This window comes from Microcoleus sp. AR_TQ3_B6, assembly GCF_036702785.1.
Classification (GTDB): domain Bacteria; phylum Cyanobacteriota; class Cyanobacteriia; order Cyanobacteriales; family Microcoleaceae; genus Microcoleus.
This window is the reverse complement of sequence record NZ_JAUBVJ010000034.1, coordinates 13,144-30,099: the sequence shown is the minus strand read 5'-3', so window position 1 is coordinate 30,099 and position 16,956 is coordinate 13,144. Positions and strand designations below refer to the sequence as shown.

Below are 16,956 nucleotides of genomic sequence, written 5' to 3'. Positions count from 1 at the left end.
CGGGCAAATATTTGTTTTTATTTTCAGTCGCCTAATTTTATCTCGATTTTACCGAGCCCAGCAAAATGAAAAAACCTTTATTTTCAAAAAAAAAATAGCCGGGAAACATCTATTTATCTCAAGACAGATTGTAAGATTCAGAAACGAACAGAAATAAACGCAGGAGTTGTTTTTGGTTAAAGTTGTAAGCTCGATCGGCATTTTGAGCGGGAATGACGCACCGCGGGGTTGAAAAACCCGGTTGCTTGGTAGAGGCTTCGCTGCCAAATCCGATATTTCTCCGAGAAACCAGCTTGATGAGGTTTAGTCCTCTAGATGATAAAAATGATTGTTCCTGGAGAGGACGGGAATAATTTCCTAGCCGTTGTATTGTTGAGAATTCTTGGCTCCTTAACTTTATTTTTCCTGCTGAACTTTAACTAGATTAAGACAGTTAAATTAAAAAATCTAATAACATGAAAGTGGTAAATTAGCAATACTCGATTAGCAATTATCGATGGTCAACTATCGATTACCGATCGCCACGCTCGGTCTTACGGATGAGGGCGGAGGGCTTACGGATGAGGAGCCAGGGCTGACCAATTAATTAATTGACACAAAATCAAGATTTCAGATGGGGGGGTGGTGCTAGAGGATAAGCGGTAAGGATCCATCGACAGATCGCCAAAAAAAAAAAAATACTCAACTTTGCCTTCGATATTGCCCTGAAACCGGTTGGCCAGAGGCGAAGTAATTTTAATAAGAACTCGATATCCGCCTGGTAAAGTGCCTCCAATTTAACTTTACTCAGCAATGAGAAACTCAAGTTCGCGACAAACCTAAAGGGGTCTGCGGTAGAGGTGCAAAATGTTAAAGATAGCAAGATTTGAGAAATTTCGGCTTTCACTGAGCCACAGAGCAATAAAAACTAATAAACTGTTATTAAAGTACAACTTTTATACCCTCAAGGTGTTTGAACAAATATATTTGACCCCAGCGCTCGCCCGATCGGGGGAAGCGCATTCAGAAACTTTCATTCAAAGAGTAAAAATAATTTTGCCGATCGCTATTGCTAGCCGCAAAAACGCAGGCAAATACAGAATTAAGGCGGGAGGGCGCTAAATCCGTGAGCCAGGAATTTCAACTCTCAGTCACCCCAGTTGGGGACGACGAATATCTAGTGCGGACAGAAAGGGTGGCACCCGGTGTACCCTTAGCAGAAGAACAAGTCCGCTGGCCGATCGACGAATGGCTTGCACTCTCTGCTCAACTGATGAACGACCCGCTGGTGGGCTTGCTCCAAGGAAAAGCATTACAGGGAAGCAGTTTTGCTGGTCGCGGAATCTCGCGCTCGGGAAACAGCTCAGGGCCGAATTTAGTAGCCCTCGGGCAACAATTATACAGCGGGCTGTTTCAAGGAAACTTGCGCGATAGCTGGACTTGCGCTCAAGGCATCGCCCAGCACCGCCGAGAAGTGCTGCAACTGCGGCTCGGACTCAAAGGCCGGCACTTGCCGCGGCTGCCGTGGGAAGTTCTGCACGCCGGCGATCGCCCTTTGGCAACCGGCACCGATGTCGTGTTTTCCCGCTACCAACCAGGTACAAGTTTGTTCAAACAAACCCGGATAGTGCCTCAGCCGGGGCCGCTAAAAATTTTAATGGCGATCGCCTCTCCGAGCGATCGAGACAGCTTGCAGCTCAAGCGAGAAGTGCTCCACCTGCAAGAAGAACTCGAAAACCGCAGCGCTAACCCTCTCAAAAACAGCCCCCACTCCCCGGAAATTCAACTGACTATTCTCGAACAGCCCGATCGAGAACAACTTACCCAAGCCCTAGAACAAGGACACTACCAAGTCCTGCACTACGCAGGCCACAGCAACTTAGGTTCCAGAGGTGGCGAACTCTACCTAGTCAGCAGCCGCACCGGCTTAACCGAAACCTTGAGCGGCGACGACTTAGCTGGATTGCTCGTTAACAACGGTATTCAGATGGCCGTGTTCAACTCGTGCCGCGGCGCCTATGGCGACCCCTCAGAGCTCGCGGACGACAGCCCGGAACGCAACTTAACCGAAGCTTTAGTCAAGCGGGGAATTCCGGCAGTGCTAGCAATGGCAGAAAGCATCCCCGACGATGTAGCCCTGACTCTGACGCGACTGTTTTACCGCAACCTCAATCAAGGCTATCCAGTCGATCTCAGCCTGAGCCGGGCCAGAGCCGGACTAATTTCTGCCTACGGTTCTCACCAGTTATACTGGGCTTTGCCGATTCTCTACCAGCACCCGGACTTTGACGGCTATCTGATCGGCGGCCCAGCCCACAGCGCGGCATCCGGGTCTCGGGTGCAAATAATCGCGTCGGGAACGCAGCCGGCGATCGCGGGTACAGAATGGAAGGCGCCGTCTCCGGTTTCGGCGATCGCCCAATACCCGCCAATGCCAGCCAATCGATCGTGTGAGTCAGACAGTTCTGACGGCGAAGTCTGGGAATATTTGCCCGACCAATTAAAAGATCGCAGAGATTGGGTTCACCAGAACGATCGAGCCGAGGCTGCTAATTCACCAAACTCACCGGTGGCGAAGCCTTGCTCTATGTCTAATCCTGACTCTTCGGTTATCCAAGCAATTTCCGCTGCAGCACCGGCTCAGAAACCGTTAAAAAAACCGGGATTGAAAAAATCTGTGGCCCTGATACTTTGCTTGTTGCCCCTTGCTTTGAGTGCTGGCTTTTTTGGGTGGCGGTACTCGCACCACCGAGACACGAAACCAGAAGAGTTACTGCCGGCGGTACGGACTCCCCTGTCGCAAAATTACCTGCAACAACACCAGTAAAAGCAACAACCTCCGCCTCCCCTGTCGCAAAATTACCTGCAACAGAGCCAGTAAAAGCAACAACCTCCGCCAGTGCTGAGTTTGGACTTGCTTGCCCTTACTCTAAACAGGCTCTGGTTGTTGCTGGCAATTGGCTCCCGGCTGCCGCTGGAAAAATGATCAAAAGTATGCTGCTCGATCGCATGGAGGACGATCCGGCTCATCAACCCGGTTTCTACCCAAAATCAGAAGCTAGGCAACCGGAACATCTAGGAAGAAACCCAGTTTCTCGTCTAGAGAGTAAGTCCGGGACTGCTCGATCTAGAATTCGTCAGTCGATTTGAGATTTTAGACGGGGGCGTGATATCATTTCCGGTTACACCGTCCGTGATGTTGACGGTTGACTGTTGACGCCGTGAACAGCGAACAGTCAACAGTCAACCGTCAACAGTGAACTCGAATTTACTATTCCGATGCTAACGGATTTGATATGAACCCAAGCGTCGAAGGATTTGAGATTTTAGATTTATACCAAATCCGGCTTAAATACCCCCTCGATCTGGCTTGTCTGCAGAGGCAGATCAAAGTTTGACTCCCTGCAGCGGTTTCAACCGCCTTTTGATAAAAGGGGTAGCTTTCCCCGGATTTGGTATTACTCCACAGATGAATCTGGGAGCTCGAACAAGAGTCTAAAATTTTGAGTTCTCCACTAAAGGAGTCGGTAGCTTGTATCCGTTTTTGTGCAGGCCCAGAAAGGCCGCCTGCGCATTCGTCATTCGGCACAAGACAATAAAAGCAAGAGTTGGAACAATTAAGAACGTCCTCACCGTCAGCGCGGTTACTATATTTCACAATAAGTAATTGTCGAAGCGGTGGTGAGTTTGACCTGCCCCTACAGCTTGCGCATAAATTTTGAGAGTCTGGCAGTTTGCAGGCGAAGAGTGGGAACCAGTACATTTGCACCAAAACTCCATGCCGGGAACGGCTGATAATTTGTAGTGCATCAAACATTTAAGCTCTTCTGCATTTAACTCGGTCTTTTTCAATTCCCCTGTGGAAAGAAGCTCAAATTCTCTGCCTTGGGGCCGGAGGAGGAAGATTTTCCCGAGTTCCCCCTAAAAATCTACTGATTCGCAACGAAGTGTTAAGAGTCGCGAAGCAATCTCCCCCGATCGAAACTATTCCCCTCCTGGTAGCTGCGCGATGTTTCTGCCGCCGCGCCCATTGAGTCGGGTTTTAGCTTAAACCCGTTCAACGAACAGGTGAAATTTCCTTCAATTTTTACCGGATTGCCTTCCCCAGACTGCGTTATGTGCAAGTTATATGCCGAACACCTTAATAGAAGATTGCTCGTTGGTATTTGGGGTTTTGAGGGGATTTCCAGCCCGAAAAACAGGGTTTATACCCTTTGAGATTTGAGATTGAAGAAGTGGGAATGACTTATTCCATAAGGGTTTGGAGCAAGGGCCTACAGTTGGATTCTTTTTGTAAACTGGAAGTAGCTGGCAGCCGCATCGAGAACAAGTGCTGCCTCCCCTTGTTGAGGTAAAAGTTAACCCTGCGCCGGTAACTGCTTTCGGCTTCTTTGCAGCGGCCGCCCTCTAGGTATTTCGATTCCTGGCTGTCTTATTTTTACCTTGACCGCAGACACGATCGGGGACTGGTGAATGCAGGGAACAGACTTTACTGTAAAAAAGTAAAGCATTTAATTTGCGACAATAATTCCCCGCGCGATCGCAAGAGAGGCTTACGCAAGCATTTGGGCCGCGAGCAGCAAATTGATCGCCCTTCGAGCATCCTTACTTGCACCCCCGGTCTTGAGGCCACAGAAATTTATCCAGAATCTTAATATTCAGAATTCTTAGTATTGACAGTGAAACAAAGTTAATCTAATGTGTTGTAATTGATATAAGTAAAGTCCAATAAGCGAGGTACGGTCAATGGCAGAAACAGCTACAGCACCCTTAACAGGAAAAGGTCTGCTTCAAAAAATCAAAGGCAGCGATTTGCCACGCAGAGAACTTGCAAAGCTTTGCGGCTACTTCACAGTCAGCAAAAGTGGAGAAACGCGGATTAATCTGGCTGAGTTTTACGATGCAGTGTTAGCTGCTAAGGGCATTGAGCTAGAGAAGTCGAAAGCAGACGGACGCGGGCGAGAAGCGAGTTATCGAGCTAGCGTTCACAAGAATGGCTCGATCGTGATCGGGGCAAATTATACCCAAGAAATGGGATTAAAGCCGGGAGACGAGTTTGAAATTAAGCTCGGATACAAGCACATTCGCTTGATTCAGATCGATGTGGACAGACCGGATGTGGAATTGGATGAAGAAGAGGAGGATACAGAAGAATAAAGGCGATCGCGATGCAGTCAGTCTCGGGCAAGGCGACTGGATTTCGCATTCGCTACACGAGTATTTGCGCGCTACCCTTCGATTTAACTGATGAGCTGTCTTGAGTATTTCTATTTTCTCTTGTCCCGCAAAGACTACAGTGCCTCTGAACTTCGCAAAAAGGGGCAAGAGAAAGGTTTTGGCAATGAAGAAATATTGGAGGCGATCGCGCAAATTCAAGACCGGGGCTATCAGTCCGACACTCGCTTGGTGGCAAACTCTATCGCCTCTGCAGCAGGCAAATACGGGAAGTCCGCCATCAAGCGCAAGTGCCTGCAAAAAGGAATTACCAGCGATTTGTTCGAGCAAGTCTGGGAAGAAGAAATTGCCGAAAATCAGGACTCCGAAGCAGAAAAACTGGCGGAATTAAAAGCCAAAATCATGCGGAAATACAAGATCGATACTTGGGGTAAAGCAGATCCGAAAACCAAGGGCAAAGTCTTGAATTACCTGCAATACAGGGGCTTTAATGCCTTTGAAATTTGGCGGCAGTGGCAGACAGAAGAAGATGATGATGAGTAAGTTATAGTACAACCCTCGATCGATGCGGCCCCCAGATAGTGAAGCACAACTGCACTGCTGGGGGCTAAATTGTGAGTCCTGAGTTTTTGTAACTGTATGTCAATCCTCAGACTTGACTAAAAAAGATTCGTACATCTGCCGGTGTCTGGCTAAAAGCTGGAGATATTTCTCGTTGATTTTGGCCAGCATCCATTTCTCTTGAAAAATGGCGGCCGATTCTGCTTTCACCGGATCTGCTTCTAGCGGCAAAATATCTTTTCGAGCTCTGCTTTGCTCTGCAGCAGACTTCAGCTTTTGAGGGTTTTCCTCATATTTCCGACCGCTTTTGTGGTTGGCGTAGCGACGCGATCGAGTGTACCCCATCTGCAAGAACTTGCGGGCCATGTCGGCTCCAACAAAATCATCGGCATCGAGATACTCTAAAAACAAGGAGTAAATTTTGCTGCTGGACTCTCGGGCAATTTCAGGAGTCTTAAATCTCCAGAAAGGCAGAATTTCTCCTTTGTAGGGTTCCACCAACAGCACTCCCTGTTCTCCTTTCCCTACCCGATAAAGTTCCGGGTGCTCTCGAAAGTCGATGTTCTTAAAATCCAAAGAGTAGTCGAACTGCTTCATGGGGCGTTTTCTGTTCTATCTGGAACTATAGAAGCCCGCGGTTTACCTTCATCTGGTTGGGTATAAACCCAGGCCCAAGCAATGAAGACAGCTTGAAAAGGCAGCCTCAACCAATACAGTAATTGGTTGTGGGGAATCCCTTCTATCGGAATGTTGTTGACGGCTTGATTGATATTAGCTGGAAACACGGCAATAAACAAGGCAATTAATCCCCACGCCGCCGCCGAGCTCACAGGAGGAACTAACAGCCCAATTCCGCCCAAAATCTCAAAAAAACCGCTGATATAAACCAATGCTTCCGGGTAAGGAAGCTGGGGCGGCACGATTCTGATAAAAGGTGCCGGCACTGTAAAGTGCAGCACGCCTACAATACACATAGCTACTGCGAGGATAACTCGCCAAATTTCTTTTTGACTTTTCATGGGGAATTGGTAATTAATAATTGTTAACTTGCGGAGAGAATGCTTGCACAAAATCGCTATCTGCGATCGAGATGACAAGAACACTCTCGACACAAAAATTCCCGGTTTCCGGGTTTGTGTACTCTTGCTGGTGGCTGAAACGATCTTCTTTAGTAAAAAAACCTGGTTTCTGGGTAAGTCCCAGACAAACTTTCGCAGCCCCAAACTTGAGGAAGCGAGAACTCGAATCTTCGGCCTGCGGGTTGAGTGCCGAAAACAGATAGCGCGCATTTTGATACCAAGATTTTAATGTCTAGTTCCCTGCTGCTGTCTCTATCTTCCGGTAGTAAAACCTGATTTTTGGTTCCGGCTCGGGCGGAGGCTGCAGCCCGCGCCAGCGGGGGATTTTCTCCATCGACAAATCAGCCTGGGCTTAACATTAAATCCTCAAGAGAATTGATGAGTGCGATTGCTGCTAATTTTGACACCAGTTTAAAAAAAAGAATGCAACTGTAGGCTCGCGCTCCAAACCCATACAGAATATAGCCTTTCGAGCGTAACACGAGGTACTTTCTGGCATAAGGCATAGGGTATAGGGCCCAGGGGCATACCTCACCACGCTTGATAACCGCTATAAGTCATCCCCAATTATTCAATTCTTTAATTCTTTAATCTAAAATCCTCTGAGCTTGGCTTGCAGGCGATTCCCTACCCTTCGGGAACGCTTCGCGAACGGGATAGCAACGCTTGCGCGTACCTTAACTTGACCTATTAATGCGAGTATTTTGTCAAGGAATTTTAGAATTATTTAATGTTTCGCTTTAAGAATTATGGGTAGAGGCAATTCGGGAAGGCTCTGTAATTTTAATTACCGTCTAAATTTGGTGTTTTGTCAACCTCCCAAAAATGTTACAATGGATGAAATTATGGAATTTGCTAAAAAGTCGATCGCCATAGCAACTCCCAAACCATCCTGCTTGAATTAAAGATTATCACCAACGGCAGGAACTTTTTAGCCACCACATTATTCAAAAAGATTGAGCCTCCCAGCGCTGTGTCATTTTTATCTACACGCAAGCAATCACCGACGACCATGAACACCTCACTCAACAACTCAAAATTTCGCGTAAACCGGATGCTGCGACAATCGCTGTTTGCAGGCATCATTTCGGCAGCAGCTTTGGCCGGGGGATGGGCGCCCGGTTTGTACGGACAATCCCCAGGCCTCGTTTTCGGAGCCGGAGCCCAAGCTCAAGAGATTAGCAACCAGGAAATTACTAACTACGCTCGCTCCGTCTTAGCAATAGAACCTAGACGGGTGGAAGCTTATAACGAAATTAAAGGAATGGCTGGGGGTTCGGTTCCCAGAGTAGTGTGCAACGAAACTCAGGAAATTAACAGGCTGTCTGGAAGTTTTCGTGGCATCGCGGTGAATTACTGCCAACAAGCTAAAAAAATTATCGAAAGTAATAACTTGACAGTTAGTCGCTTCAACCAGCTCACTTTGCTCCAGCAAGCGAATCCGAGAGTCAAACAGCTAATTCAAGCCGAGCTGCTGCGACTGCAACAACCGGGCAATAAATAATATCGGGGGTTTGAGTCTTTCTTCCTCTCCCGTTCTATTGTTCGAGTTACGAGACGGTAGGGAAAAATATTGGAAAAAATGGCGATCGTCTTTAAAAAAGTGCTGGACAAAATGACCCAAATTTGGTAATTAGACAAGAACGGGAGCGGTTGAGAGAGATGACTATTTTCCGACTAGGTGTGACACTAGATAAGATAATCCCTGGATGTAACCGTACATTACCGGATATCAAGGCAAAAAAGTTTTATACCCCAACAAAATATGAGGGTTGTTGAAAGATATTACATAGATAGACAGAATCAGCTTTTTCAACAGTTCAATCGCTTATCCTTCCGGTGAAAAAACCTGTAAATTCCAATTAGCTCGAAAAGATATTCCTCAAAAACTAGATGTGAAGTAAATTCGTCAGAGGAATAGAATATAAAAATGCTAACTTTCACAAAACATTTGCGGCCAAATCCCGATGCTATTGTCAGCTTTACCTTACCAATGACAGCCGACGATCGCACTCGCAGTCGCCACAGATTGGAGACAGAAACCGGGGAAAGGCTGCACCTGAGTTTGCCAAGAGGTACGGTACTGCGCGATAGGGATTTATTGGAGTCCGAAGACGGTAGCTGTTTGGTACTGGTAAGTGCAAAACCCGAATTGGTGCTGACAGCGCGGGCCTCAACTGCGCTGTTACTGATGCGGGCAGCTTATCATTTAGGAAACCGTCACGTAGCTTTAGAAGTTGCCGAGAATTATTTAAGGCTTTGTCCAGACTCTGTGTTGCAGGGAATGCTGGAAAAAATGGGTTTAGAAGTAACAGAGGAAATTGTACCGTTTCAGCCAGAAATAGGCGCTTACGGGCACAGCCATTAGATTTTAGATTTTAGATTTTAGATTTTAGATTTTAGATTTACGGACACCGATGAATCCGAGGGCTGAGGACCAAATTGGTTTCGGTCATTCAACAAACAACAAGTCATATTAAATCCGGTAGCATCGTCGGGGTAAAATCCAGTCAACACTCACCAGTCAACAATCACCGAGGGTGCAAGCGGAATTGATATAATTCATCTGCGTTAATCTGTGTTTATCTGCCTGTATCTGCGGTTAAAAAAAGAGAATTTGTCGGGCCGCAGATGACAAGGGATTGACGCTGATTCACGCAGATTAAGAGAATGGTAACAGATTGGAGATCGACAGTGAACAATCAACTTTTATGTTTGTTGCAGTTAGCTTTTGCACCTGTGGGATCTTATAGTTATTCTGAGGGAATCGAAAGTCTGGTAGAAACCGGTGCGATCGACAGCGAGATTACTTTAAGGAATTGGTTAGAAAATTCGCTGCAATTCGGGGCAGTTCGAGTAGAAGCGGCTGTGGTGGTAAGGGCTTTGAGGGCGGCCCAGAGGGGGGATTTGGCCGCTTTGAGTTACTGGAATGCTTGGGCGACTGCTGCGAAGGAAACAGAAGAGTTGCGCTTGCAAAGTTGGCAAATGGGGCGGACGTTGGTGAGGTTGCTGCTGGATTTACGTGAAGCGAAGCTATCCCGCAGGGAATCGCCCGTTTCTTCTGTGTTAACAACAATAGTAAAAGATTTGGTGGAATGTGGCGGCAATCCGTGCAATTTTGCGATCGGCTTTGGCATTGCCGCGGCAAGCTGGCAGATAGAAGAGGAAGCGGCCGTGTTAGGATATTTGTACAGTTGGGCTGCAAATTTGGCGAGTGCGGGCGTTAAACTGATTCCCCTCGGTCAAACAGCCGGTCAGCAATTGCTGTTAGATGTGCGATCGCAAATTAGCTGCACGGCGCGAGAAGTTTTACAATTAGAAGATGATGACCTTGGTAGTTGCAGTTGGGGATTAGGACTGGCTAGCATGGCCCACGAGACTCAGTATACTCGGTTGTTTCGGAGTTAAAAATTCAAGGGGGAAATCCGCGGAAGGTGCGCCACAAGCACCCTCAAGTAGCGTAAAGTGCTTATAGCGCACATACTAAAATAAAAAAAATCTAAAATCGATCGAAGGTGCGCCACCAGCACCCTCAAGTAGCGTAAAGTGCTTATAGCGCACATAGTAAAATAAAAAAAATCTAAAATCTAAAATCTAAAATCTAAAATCGATCGAAGGTGAGCCACAAGCATCCTAAAGTCGCGTAAAGTGCTTATAGCGCACATACTAAAATCTCAAAAAATCTAAAATCTAAAATCTAAAATCTAAAATCGATATGAGTGCTTTTCGTGTAGGAATTGCCGGCCCGGTTGGTTCGGGAAAAACTGCTTTACTTGATGCTTTGTGCAAGTCGCTGCGACAGCAGTACCAGATTGCTGTAGTTACTAATGATATCTATACTCAGGAAGATGCACAGTTTTTGGTTCGGAGTCAAGCTTTGGAGAGCGATCGAATTTTGGGAGTAGAAACGGGAGGCTGTCCCCACACAGCCATCCGCGAAGATGCTTCGATCAACTTAGTAGCTATAGAAGAGCTAGAAAACAAATTCACTGATTTAGATTTAGTGTTTGTAGAAAGCGGCGGCGACAATTTGGCTGCAACTTTTAGCCCGGAGTTAGTAGATGTAACAATTTACGTAATCGATGTCGCTGCGGGCGATAAAATTCCGCGCAAAGGCGGGCCTGGAATTACTAAATCAGACTTGTTAGTGATTAATAAAATAGACCTCGCCTCTTTCGTGGGAGCAGATTTAGGCGTGATGGAACGGGACGCTAAAAAAATGCGAGGGGAGAAACCAGTTGTTTTTACTAACTTGAAGACTAAAGAAGGATTAGAATCAGTAGTTAAATTCATCCATTCCCACATCATGTAAAACATCAGTCTTCATCTGCGTCCATCCGCGTTAATCTGCCGACATCTGCGGTTAAAACTCCTAAAAACAATCACCTCACCACCAATTCCCTGACCAAATTTGCCAAACGTTCTGTACTGTCTCTCACCGCTAATTCAGAAGCAGCTTGAGACATTTTTGCCAAATATTCCGAATCTCTTAACAAATACAACACTTTGCTTTGCAATACCTCTGCTGTTAGTTCGCTTTGACGGAAAACCACGCCGGCGCCAGATGCGGCAAATACTTCCGCATTAAATCTTTGGTGGTCGTCAGCGGCGTGAGGATAAGGAATTAAAATAGAAGGTACTCCCGTCACTGCTAATTCTGTCAGAGCACTGGCACCCGATCGACTAATTGCTAAATTTGCTCGCTGCAACAAACTCGCCACATTGTCGTAAAATGGCATAGACAAATATTGCTCGTGTTTCAAACTTTCAGCATCCGGGTCATGACTTCCGGTGAGGTGAACTACCCAAGCACCAGCATCAAACCAAGCCGGAGCGCACTGCCGCACTAACTGATTGACAGAGACAGCACCTTGAGAGCCGCCCATGACTAAAATTACAGGTACGCTGTCAGGAATGGGCAAATTTAGAGGTTGGCGAGTCAGGAATTGCGATCGCACCGGCGTACCAGCAACCACGGTTTTCGCGCGGGGTAAATGCTGGGCTGCTGCTTCAAATCCGATCGCCACAGCAGTGCACAAAGGACTAAACCAGCGCGTCACCTTCCCGGGAATTGCATTAGATTCGTGGAGAATCACCGGCAAACCCAAAGACCGGGCCGCCAGAATTGCCGGTGCTGCGATGTAACCGCCGGTAGTAAACACTCCCTGAAAATTTCCCGCTTTGAGCAACTTCCGCACCTGAAGGATCGAGCCGGCGAGTCCGCCCAAAATTCGCAGTGTACCGAGTCCAAATCGATGCTGAAAGCCTTCAACGGCGATCGTGTGGAGGGGGTAAAGGGATGGAACTAATTGCGTTTCCATGCGGTCTGGGACTCCTAGCCATTCGATCTGACAGTCGTTCAACTGGCCAGCGGTGGCGATCGCAGGAAATAGATGTCCACCAGTGCCGCTAGCTGCAACCAACAACCGGAGGGGGGCTTTTGTCAAGGTATTAGTTTCTTTTACAAGTACAAGTTCCACAGGTCGATCAATTTTATATTTGAGGTTTTAGATTATTATGCTTATTGTTCCGGCAGTTTCAGCCAATTTTCAATCAGCCATCTAAAATTAGATTGTGCCGTGTCCCTCCTTTCATTGTCAGTTTTCGTTGCAGGCGAATAGTTGCCCGCGCCACGACTCCTGACAAATAACCAAATTATCATCTAATGCGTAATTTTTTGAATTTAATGCCAAGTGCATCTCAGTATTTTTCCAGCCGTCGGGACGAAAAAGCCGGTCGGGCGATCGTTTTCGGCTTTAACTGCGGGCAGTCGATCGCTCAAATGTTGTTATGTTTAACAGTGGTAAGTGCTGGTGTGCTGCATCCGAGTGCGGTAAGAGCGATCGGTGCGATCGGGGCGACTCCGCAAACGATCGCCCAAACAAGAGCAAATGCGCCGGCCCCACTGACAAAACTGCTAACAGAAATTGACGCAGCAGCCAACCGGCGCGATGTCAAAGCAGTCATGGCATTTTACAGCCAGAATTTCACTCATTCTGACGGCTTAAACAGCCAAAGCATGGAAAAAGCCCTCACCCAACTCTGGGATCGATATCCGACTTTAAATTACCGTACCGAACTCCAATCTTGGAAAACAGAAGGTAGCGCGATTGTCGCAGAAACCGTAACTACAATTGCCGGCACTAATAAAAAGGATGGCAGAGAATTAAATCTCAAAGCTACCATCCGTTCTCAGCAGCGCTTTGAAGGTGAAAAAATAGTTAAGCAAGAGATTTTAGCCGAACAAACTCAGCTGAGTTCTGGCAAAAATCCTCCCACACTCCAAGTGAATTTGCCCGAGCAAGTTAAGGTGGGCGAAGAGTACCATTTTGATGCCATTGTTCGAGAGCCGATCGGCGATGATATTTTAATAGGGACTGTTTTGGAGGAACCCGTTACCGAAAAAACATTTTTTAATCCGTCACCAGTCGAGCTGGAGTTGCTAAATTCTGGGGGGATTTTTAAAGTAGGTAAAGCTCCGGCTACGCCTGAAAATCGGTGGGTTTCAGCAGTTTTGATGCGACAAGGCGGAATTGCCATGGTTAGTGTGCGATTGCGGGTTGTCAAGTAATAAAATAGGTGTTATGGGTTATTTGAGTAATTTCTGTAGTGGCGGGTCAATCGATTTTAGATTTTAGATTTTAGATTTTAGATTGACCCTACGGATAAATGCGGGGGCTTGAGGATTTTCGATTTGGGATTGATTCCACGGATAAATCCGGAGGCTTGTACCACCTTTGAAATTCTTGGTTAAGTAAAATCTCTAATACAAATGAGAGAATCAGGTAAACCTGCCCCTACAAGAATTATGGTTAATTGGCCCGACTTGATTGTATACCAACTAAAAACTCAGTTTTTCCCTCTTCCTTCCTCTCTCTGCGCCCTCTGCGCCCTCTGCGGTTACTAAATCTTCCTTCTTATTAAAAATGATTTCTCTCCAAAATCAAATTGTTTTCATTACAGGTGCGAGTAGCGGTATCGGAGCAGCCTGTGCCAAGATATTCGCCAAAGGTGGAGCCAAACTAATTTTAGCAGCCCGCCGCCTTGAAAAACTCGATCGACTGGCAAACGAACTTGTAGAAACAAAATCGATCGCCTCGGCGAAGGAAATTTATTTGCTAGAATTGGACGTGCGCGATCGCCCGCAAGTCGAATCGGCGATAGCTGCGCTTCCCGATGCCTGGAAAAGCATCGATATTCTGATAAACAATGCGGGATTGAGCCGCGGTTTAGACAAACTGCACGAAGGCAACTTTCAAGATTGGGAAGAAATGATTGATACCAATGTTAAAGGCTTGCTTTACATGACTCGTTCAATCGTGCCGGGAATGGTAAGCCGAGGCGGAGGCCACGTAGTGAATATCGGCTCAATAGCAGGCCGCCAAACTTATCCGAAAGGTAATGTTTATTGCGCTTCCAAAGCAGCAGTGAGAGCTATTTCTGAAGGGTTGAAACAAGACCTTTTGGGAACACCTGTGCGGGTGACGGAAATAGAGCCGGGTTTGGTGGAAACAGAATTTAGTAAGGTCCGGTTTCACGGCGATGCAGAAAAAGCCAAAAATGTCTATCAAGGATTGACACCTCTGACTGCGGACGATGTAGCGGATGTCGTGTATTTTTGCGCGACGCGATCGCCCCACGTCAATATTAGCGAAGTATTGCTAGTTCCGACAGACCAAGCTAGTGCAACTCTGGTTCACCGAAAAGAGTTTTGAGCAGTAAATGGTGATACCAAACCAGAATTAAATACCCCTTTATTTCTTAGTCCCTATACGCTTTGATTTCGTTTGTGTAGGTAGGTTTCAACGGCAGAGAGTTATTGACATATTGTTCTCATTAGGTTCACTACTACTAGCTATTAGTCTAGTAGTAGTAGGTATCTTGATAAAGGTATCGATCGCGCTTTTATACTACTTACACAGAGAAGAGTCGGTCAAACTGCCTCCCAATCAAAAGAAACGGCACTAATACACAGTCGATCGCCCCACTCACTCCTGGATCGGACTCCGCGCGGGTCAATTCATCCGAAATGCGATCGCCCCCCAACTCTGTAATTCAGATTTTGCCTATCCTCAAGCGATCGCCCTGTTGAAAAATTTAATGCGACTGTCCGGATGGGGCTGGAATTCGCAGGAAGCTTAGTTGGTAGATGCACCCTGATTAATTAACTCCCGACCAATTTTGGCCGGGTTTTTTTTGTCGATCGCACCCCCTCGCCGCAAATTCTCAAAACTGTCCCGAAAAGGTACACCTCGAACCGGAAGCTTAGTTGGTAGATGCACCCTGATTAATTAACTCCCGACCAATTTTGGCCGGGTTTTTTTTGCGGTATCGAGGCTGAGGCTGAAAAAGTTTGAAGTTGTCCGGATGGCGCTGGAATTCTCAGAAAGCTTAAGGAGTAGATGCACCCTGATTAATTAACTCCCGACCAATTTTGGCCGGGTTTTTTTTTGTCGATCGCACGCCCTCGCCACAAATTCTGCCAAATTCTGCCAAAGTGTCCTGAAAGAGGTGTTCTCTGGCGGGAGATTAAATTAGTAGATGCACCCTGATTAATTAACTCCCGACCAATTTTGGCCGGGTTTTTTTTGCGGTATCGAGGCTGATGCGGAAAAAGTTTCAGTTTGTCCGGATGGCGCTGGAATTCTCAGGAAGCTTAAGGAGTAGATGCACCCTGATTAATTAACTCCCGACCAATTTTGGCCGGGTTTTTTTTGTCGATCGCACGCCGTCGCCACAAATTTTCGCAAATTCTGCCAAAGTCTCCTGAAAGAGGTGCTCTGGGGCCGGAGATTAAATTAGTAGATGCACCCTGATTAATTAACTCCCGACCAATTTTGGCCGGGTTTTTTTTTGCGGTATCGAGGCTGATGCTGAAAAAATTTGAGATTGTCCGGATTGCGCTGGAATTCTCAGAAAGCTTAAGGAGTAGATGCACCCTGATTAATTAACTCCCGACCAATTTTGGCCGGGTTTTTTTGTCGATCGCACGGGTTCGCCACAAATTCTGCCCTATTCTGCCAAAGTGTCCTGAAAGAGGTGTTCTCTTGCGGGAGATTAAATTAGTAGATGCACCCTGATTAATTAACTCCCGACCAATTTTGGCCGGGTTTTTTTTTGAGCGATCGCCCGCTTATACCAATTCACTATGAAGATACACTAAATAGACCTCTTGCAAAAAAAATATCTGTGATAATTAAAAGTTTGCTCGAGTTTAGGTCAAACTTTTAATTATTGGATTGATTGGCATCTCCTTAAACTTGCCCAGCCTGCTAGATTTAAAAATTGTCGAAAGTTTTTATAATAGCACAAAATTATTTGGCAAGAAGTCTAATGAGGCTGATCTCTCTCTCTGGTGGGAACTAGATCCTTAGCGTTATATCTAAGTGCAGTTTCATAGTAAAGTGGTATAATCGTCAAATTCGGGCAAATTTCCGAAACTGTCGCGAAAGAGGTGGGGTACTACCGGAGACTAAATTAGGTGATTTCCCTTTAAGCAGTCGAAAGCTAGACCAATCATCAACGAACAGGAGATACCTATATGTCGAATCAAAGAATTGCTTCGGGAAACACCCCGCAAGGTTCAACGGCTTGGATGCTATATAGCGCTACTGGCATCTATGTTGATGTCAACACCAGTACGGGGAAGTTCTCTAGTACCCCTGTGTATATCACATCACTTGGCGGCACCAGCAATCATTGGGCAACTACGGGAGCTACGTCTATCTACTCCCCAACTGCCACGGGTTTTCGTGTATACGTTAAATGGTCAGACAGCAGCCCTCTGACAGTGGCACAAGCCAATACAAATGGCTGGCACATCAATTGGATTGGCATCGAGGCTTAGGTGATTTCTCAGAAATAAATTACCTATTGCGTTGCGGGCATCCTGCCCGCAACGCCAGCGAGACGCTCCGGCTACAGTCATATTGGGGATATTCTGGAATGGAAATCACCTTAGTAGATGCACCCTGATTAATTAACTCTCGACCAATTTTGGCCGGGTTTTTTTTGTCGATCGCACGGGTTCGCCACAAATTCTGCCAAATTCTGCCAAAGTGCCCTGAAAGAGGTGCTCTCTTGCGGGAGATTAAATTAGTAGATGCACCCTGATTAATTAACTCCCGACCAATTTTGGCCGGGTTTTTTTTGTCGATCGCAC

General features: G+C 46.6%; 16 protein-coding genes. 12 read left to right on the top strand and 4 right to left on the bottom strand.

Annotated elements, in window-relative coordinates; genetic code table 11:
• The first annotated feature begins 846 nt into the window (after positions 1–846).
• From QUB56_RS17450 to QUB56_RS17430, 5 genes are all read left to right on the top strand, one after another.
• The gene (locus QUB56_RS17450) at positions 847–1,101 is read left to right on the top strand and encodes a hypothetical protein (RefSeq protein ID WP_332956804.1); all 255 of its coding nucleotides are present in this window, start codon (positions 847–849) and stop codon (positions 1,099–1,101) included.
• A gap of 4 nt (positions 1,102–1,105) precedes the next feature.
• Positions 1,106–2,806 carry a CHAT domain-containing protein gene (locus tag QUB56_RS17445; protein ID WP_332956802.1) on the top strand — a complete coding sequence of 567 codons (1,701 nt, stop codon included), beginning with the start codon at positions 1,106–1,108 and terminating at the stop codon, positions 2,804–2,806.
• Positions 2,807–2,961: 155 nt separating this feature from the next.
• The gene (locus QUB56_RS17440; RefSeq protein ID WP_332956801.1) at positions 2,962–3,129 is read left to right on the top strand and encodes a hypothetical protein; all 168 of its coding nucleotides are present in this window, start codon (positions 2,962–2,964) and stop codon (positions 3,127–3,129) included.
• A gap of 1,596 nt (positions 3,130–4,725) precedes the next feature.
• Positions 4,726–5,136: an AbrB family transcriptional regulator gene (locus tag QUB56_RS17435; RefSeq protein WP_332956800.1), complete on the top strand. Its 411-nt coding sequence runs from the start codon at positions 4,726–4,728 to the stop codon at positions 5,134–5,136.
• A 90-nt stretch (positions 5,137–5,226) separates the two neighbouring features.
• Positions 5,227–5,697: a regulatory protein RecX gene (locus QUB56_RS17430; RefSeq protein ID WP_332956798.1), complete on the top strand. Its 471-nt coding sequence runs from the start codon at positions 5,227–5,229 to the stop codon at positions 5,695–5,697.
• A gap of 99 nt (positions 5,698–5,796) precedes the next feature.
• On the opposite strand, the gene QUB56_RS17425 is transcribed toward QUB56_RS17430, so the two are convergent.
• Both QUB56_RS17425 and QUB56_RS17420 read right to left on the bottom strand, forming a co-directional pair.
• Positions 5,797–6,312, bottom strand: a complete 516-nt coding sequence (locus QUB56_RS17425; RefSeq protein ID WP_332956796.1) for a DUF4385 domain-containing protein — start codon at positions 6,310–6,312, stop codon at positions 5,797–5,799.
• A complete protein-coding gene (locus QUB56_RS17420) occupies positions 6,309–6,734 on the bottom strand; it encodes a DoxX family protein (protein WP_332956793.1) in 426 nt (141 codons plus the stop codon). The genes QUB56_RS17425 and QUB56_RS17420 overlap by 4 nt, the downstream gene beginning before the upstream one ends.
• A gap of 1,072 nt (positions 6,735–7,806) precedes the next feature.
• Here QUB56_RS17420 and QUB56_RS17415 point away from each other — a divergent pair.
• From QUB56_RS17415 to ureG, 4 genes are all read left to right on the top strand, one after another.
• On the top strand, positions 7,807–8,298 hold the full coding sequence (locus tag QUB56_RS17415; RefSeq protein ID WP_332956792.1) for a DUF4168 domain-containing protein: 492 nt from the start codon (positions 7,807–7,809) through the stop codon (positions 8,296–8,298).
• A gap of 426 nt (positions 8,299–8,724) precedes the next feature.
• Complete coding sequence (ureE, locus tag QUB56_RS17410; protein ID WP_332956791.1) at positions 8,725–9,162, top strand: urease accessory protein UreE; 438 nt, start codon at positions 8,725–8,727, stop codon at positions 9,160–9,162.
• Positions 9,163–9,488: 326 nt separating this feature from the next.
• Positions 9,489–10,202, top strand: coding sequence for an urease accessory protein UreF (locus QUB56_RS17405; protein ID WP_332956790.1), 714 nt, complete (start codon positions 9,489–9,491; stop codon positions 10,200–10,202).
• Between the two features lie 307 nt (positions 10,203–10,509).
• On the top strand, positions 10,510–11,106 hold the full coding sequence (gene ureG / locus QUB56_RS17400) for an urease accessory protein UreG (protein WP_332956788.1): 597 nt from the start codon (positions 10,510–10,512) through the stop codon (positions 11,104–11,106).
• Positions 11,107–11,176: 70 nt separating this feature from the next.
• On the opposite strand, the gene murG is transcribed toward ureG, so the two are convergent.
• Positions 11,177–12,274 carry an undecaprenyldiphospho-muramoylpentapeptide beta-N-acetylglucosaminyltransferase gene (gene murG / locus QUB56_RS17395; protein ID WP_445243365.1) on the bottom strand — a complete coding sequence of 366 codons (1,098 nt, stop codon included), beginning with the start codon at positions 12,272–12,274 and terminating at the stop codon, positions 11,177–11,179.
• A gap of 185 nt (positions 12,275–12,459) precedes the next feature.
• On the opposite strand from murG, the gene QUB56_RS17390 reads away from it, so the two are divergent.
• From QUB56_RS17390 to QUB56_RS17380, 3 genes are all read left to right on the top strand, one after another.
• The gene (locus QUB56_RS17390; RefSeq protein WP_332956785.1) at positions 12,460–13,365 is read left to right on the top strand and encodes a nuclear transport factor 2 family protein; all 906 of its coding nucleotides are present in this window, start codon (positions 12,460–12,462) and stop codon (positions 13,363–13,365) included.
• A 355-nt stretch (positions 13,366–13,720) separates the two neighbouring features.
• A complete protein-coding gene (locus tag QUB56_RS17385; protein WP_332956783.1) occupies positions 13,721–14,509 on the top strand; it encodes an SDR family oxidoreductase in 789 nt (262 codons plus the stop codon).
• Positions 14,510–16,335: 1,826 nt separating this feature from the next.
• The gene (locus QUB56_RS17380) at positions 16,336–16,641 is read left to right on the top strand and encodes a hypothetical protein (RefSeq protein WP_332956782.1); all 306 of its coding nucleotides are present in this window, start codon (positions 16,336–16,338) and stop codon (positions 16,639–16,641) included.
• A gap of 19 nt (positions 16,642–16,660) precedes the next feature.
• On the opposite strand, the gene QUB56_RS17375 is transcribed toward QUB56_RS17380, so the two are convergent.
• A partial coding sequence (locus QUB56_RS17375; protein ID WP_332956779.1) for a hypothetical protein occupies positions 16,661–16,956 on the bottom strand: 296 nt, incomplete at its 5' end.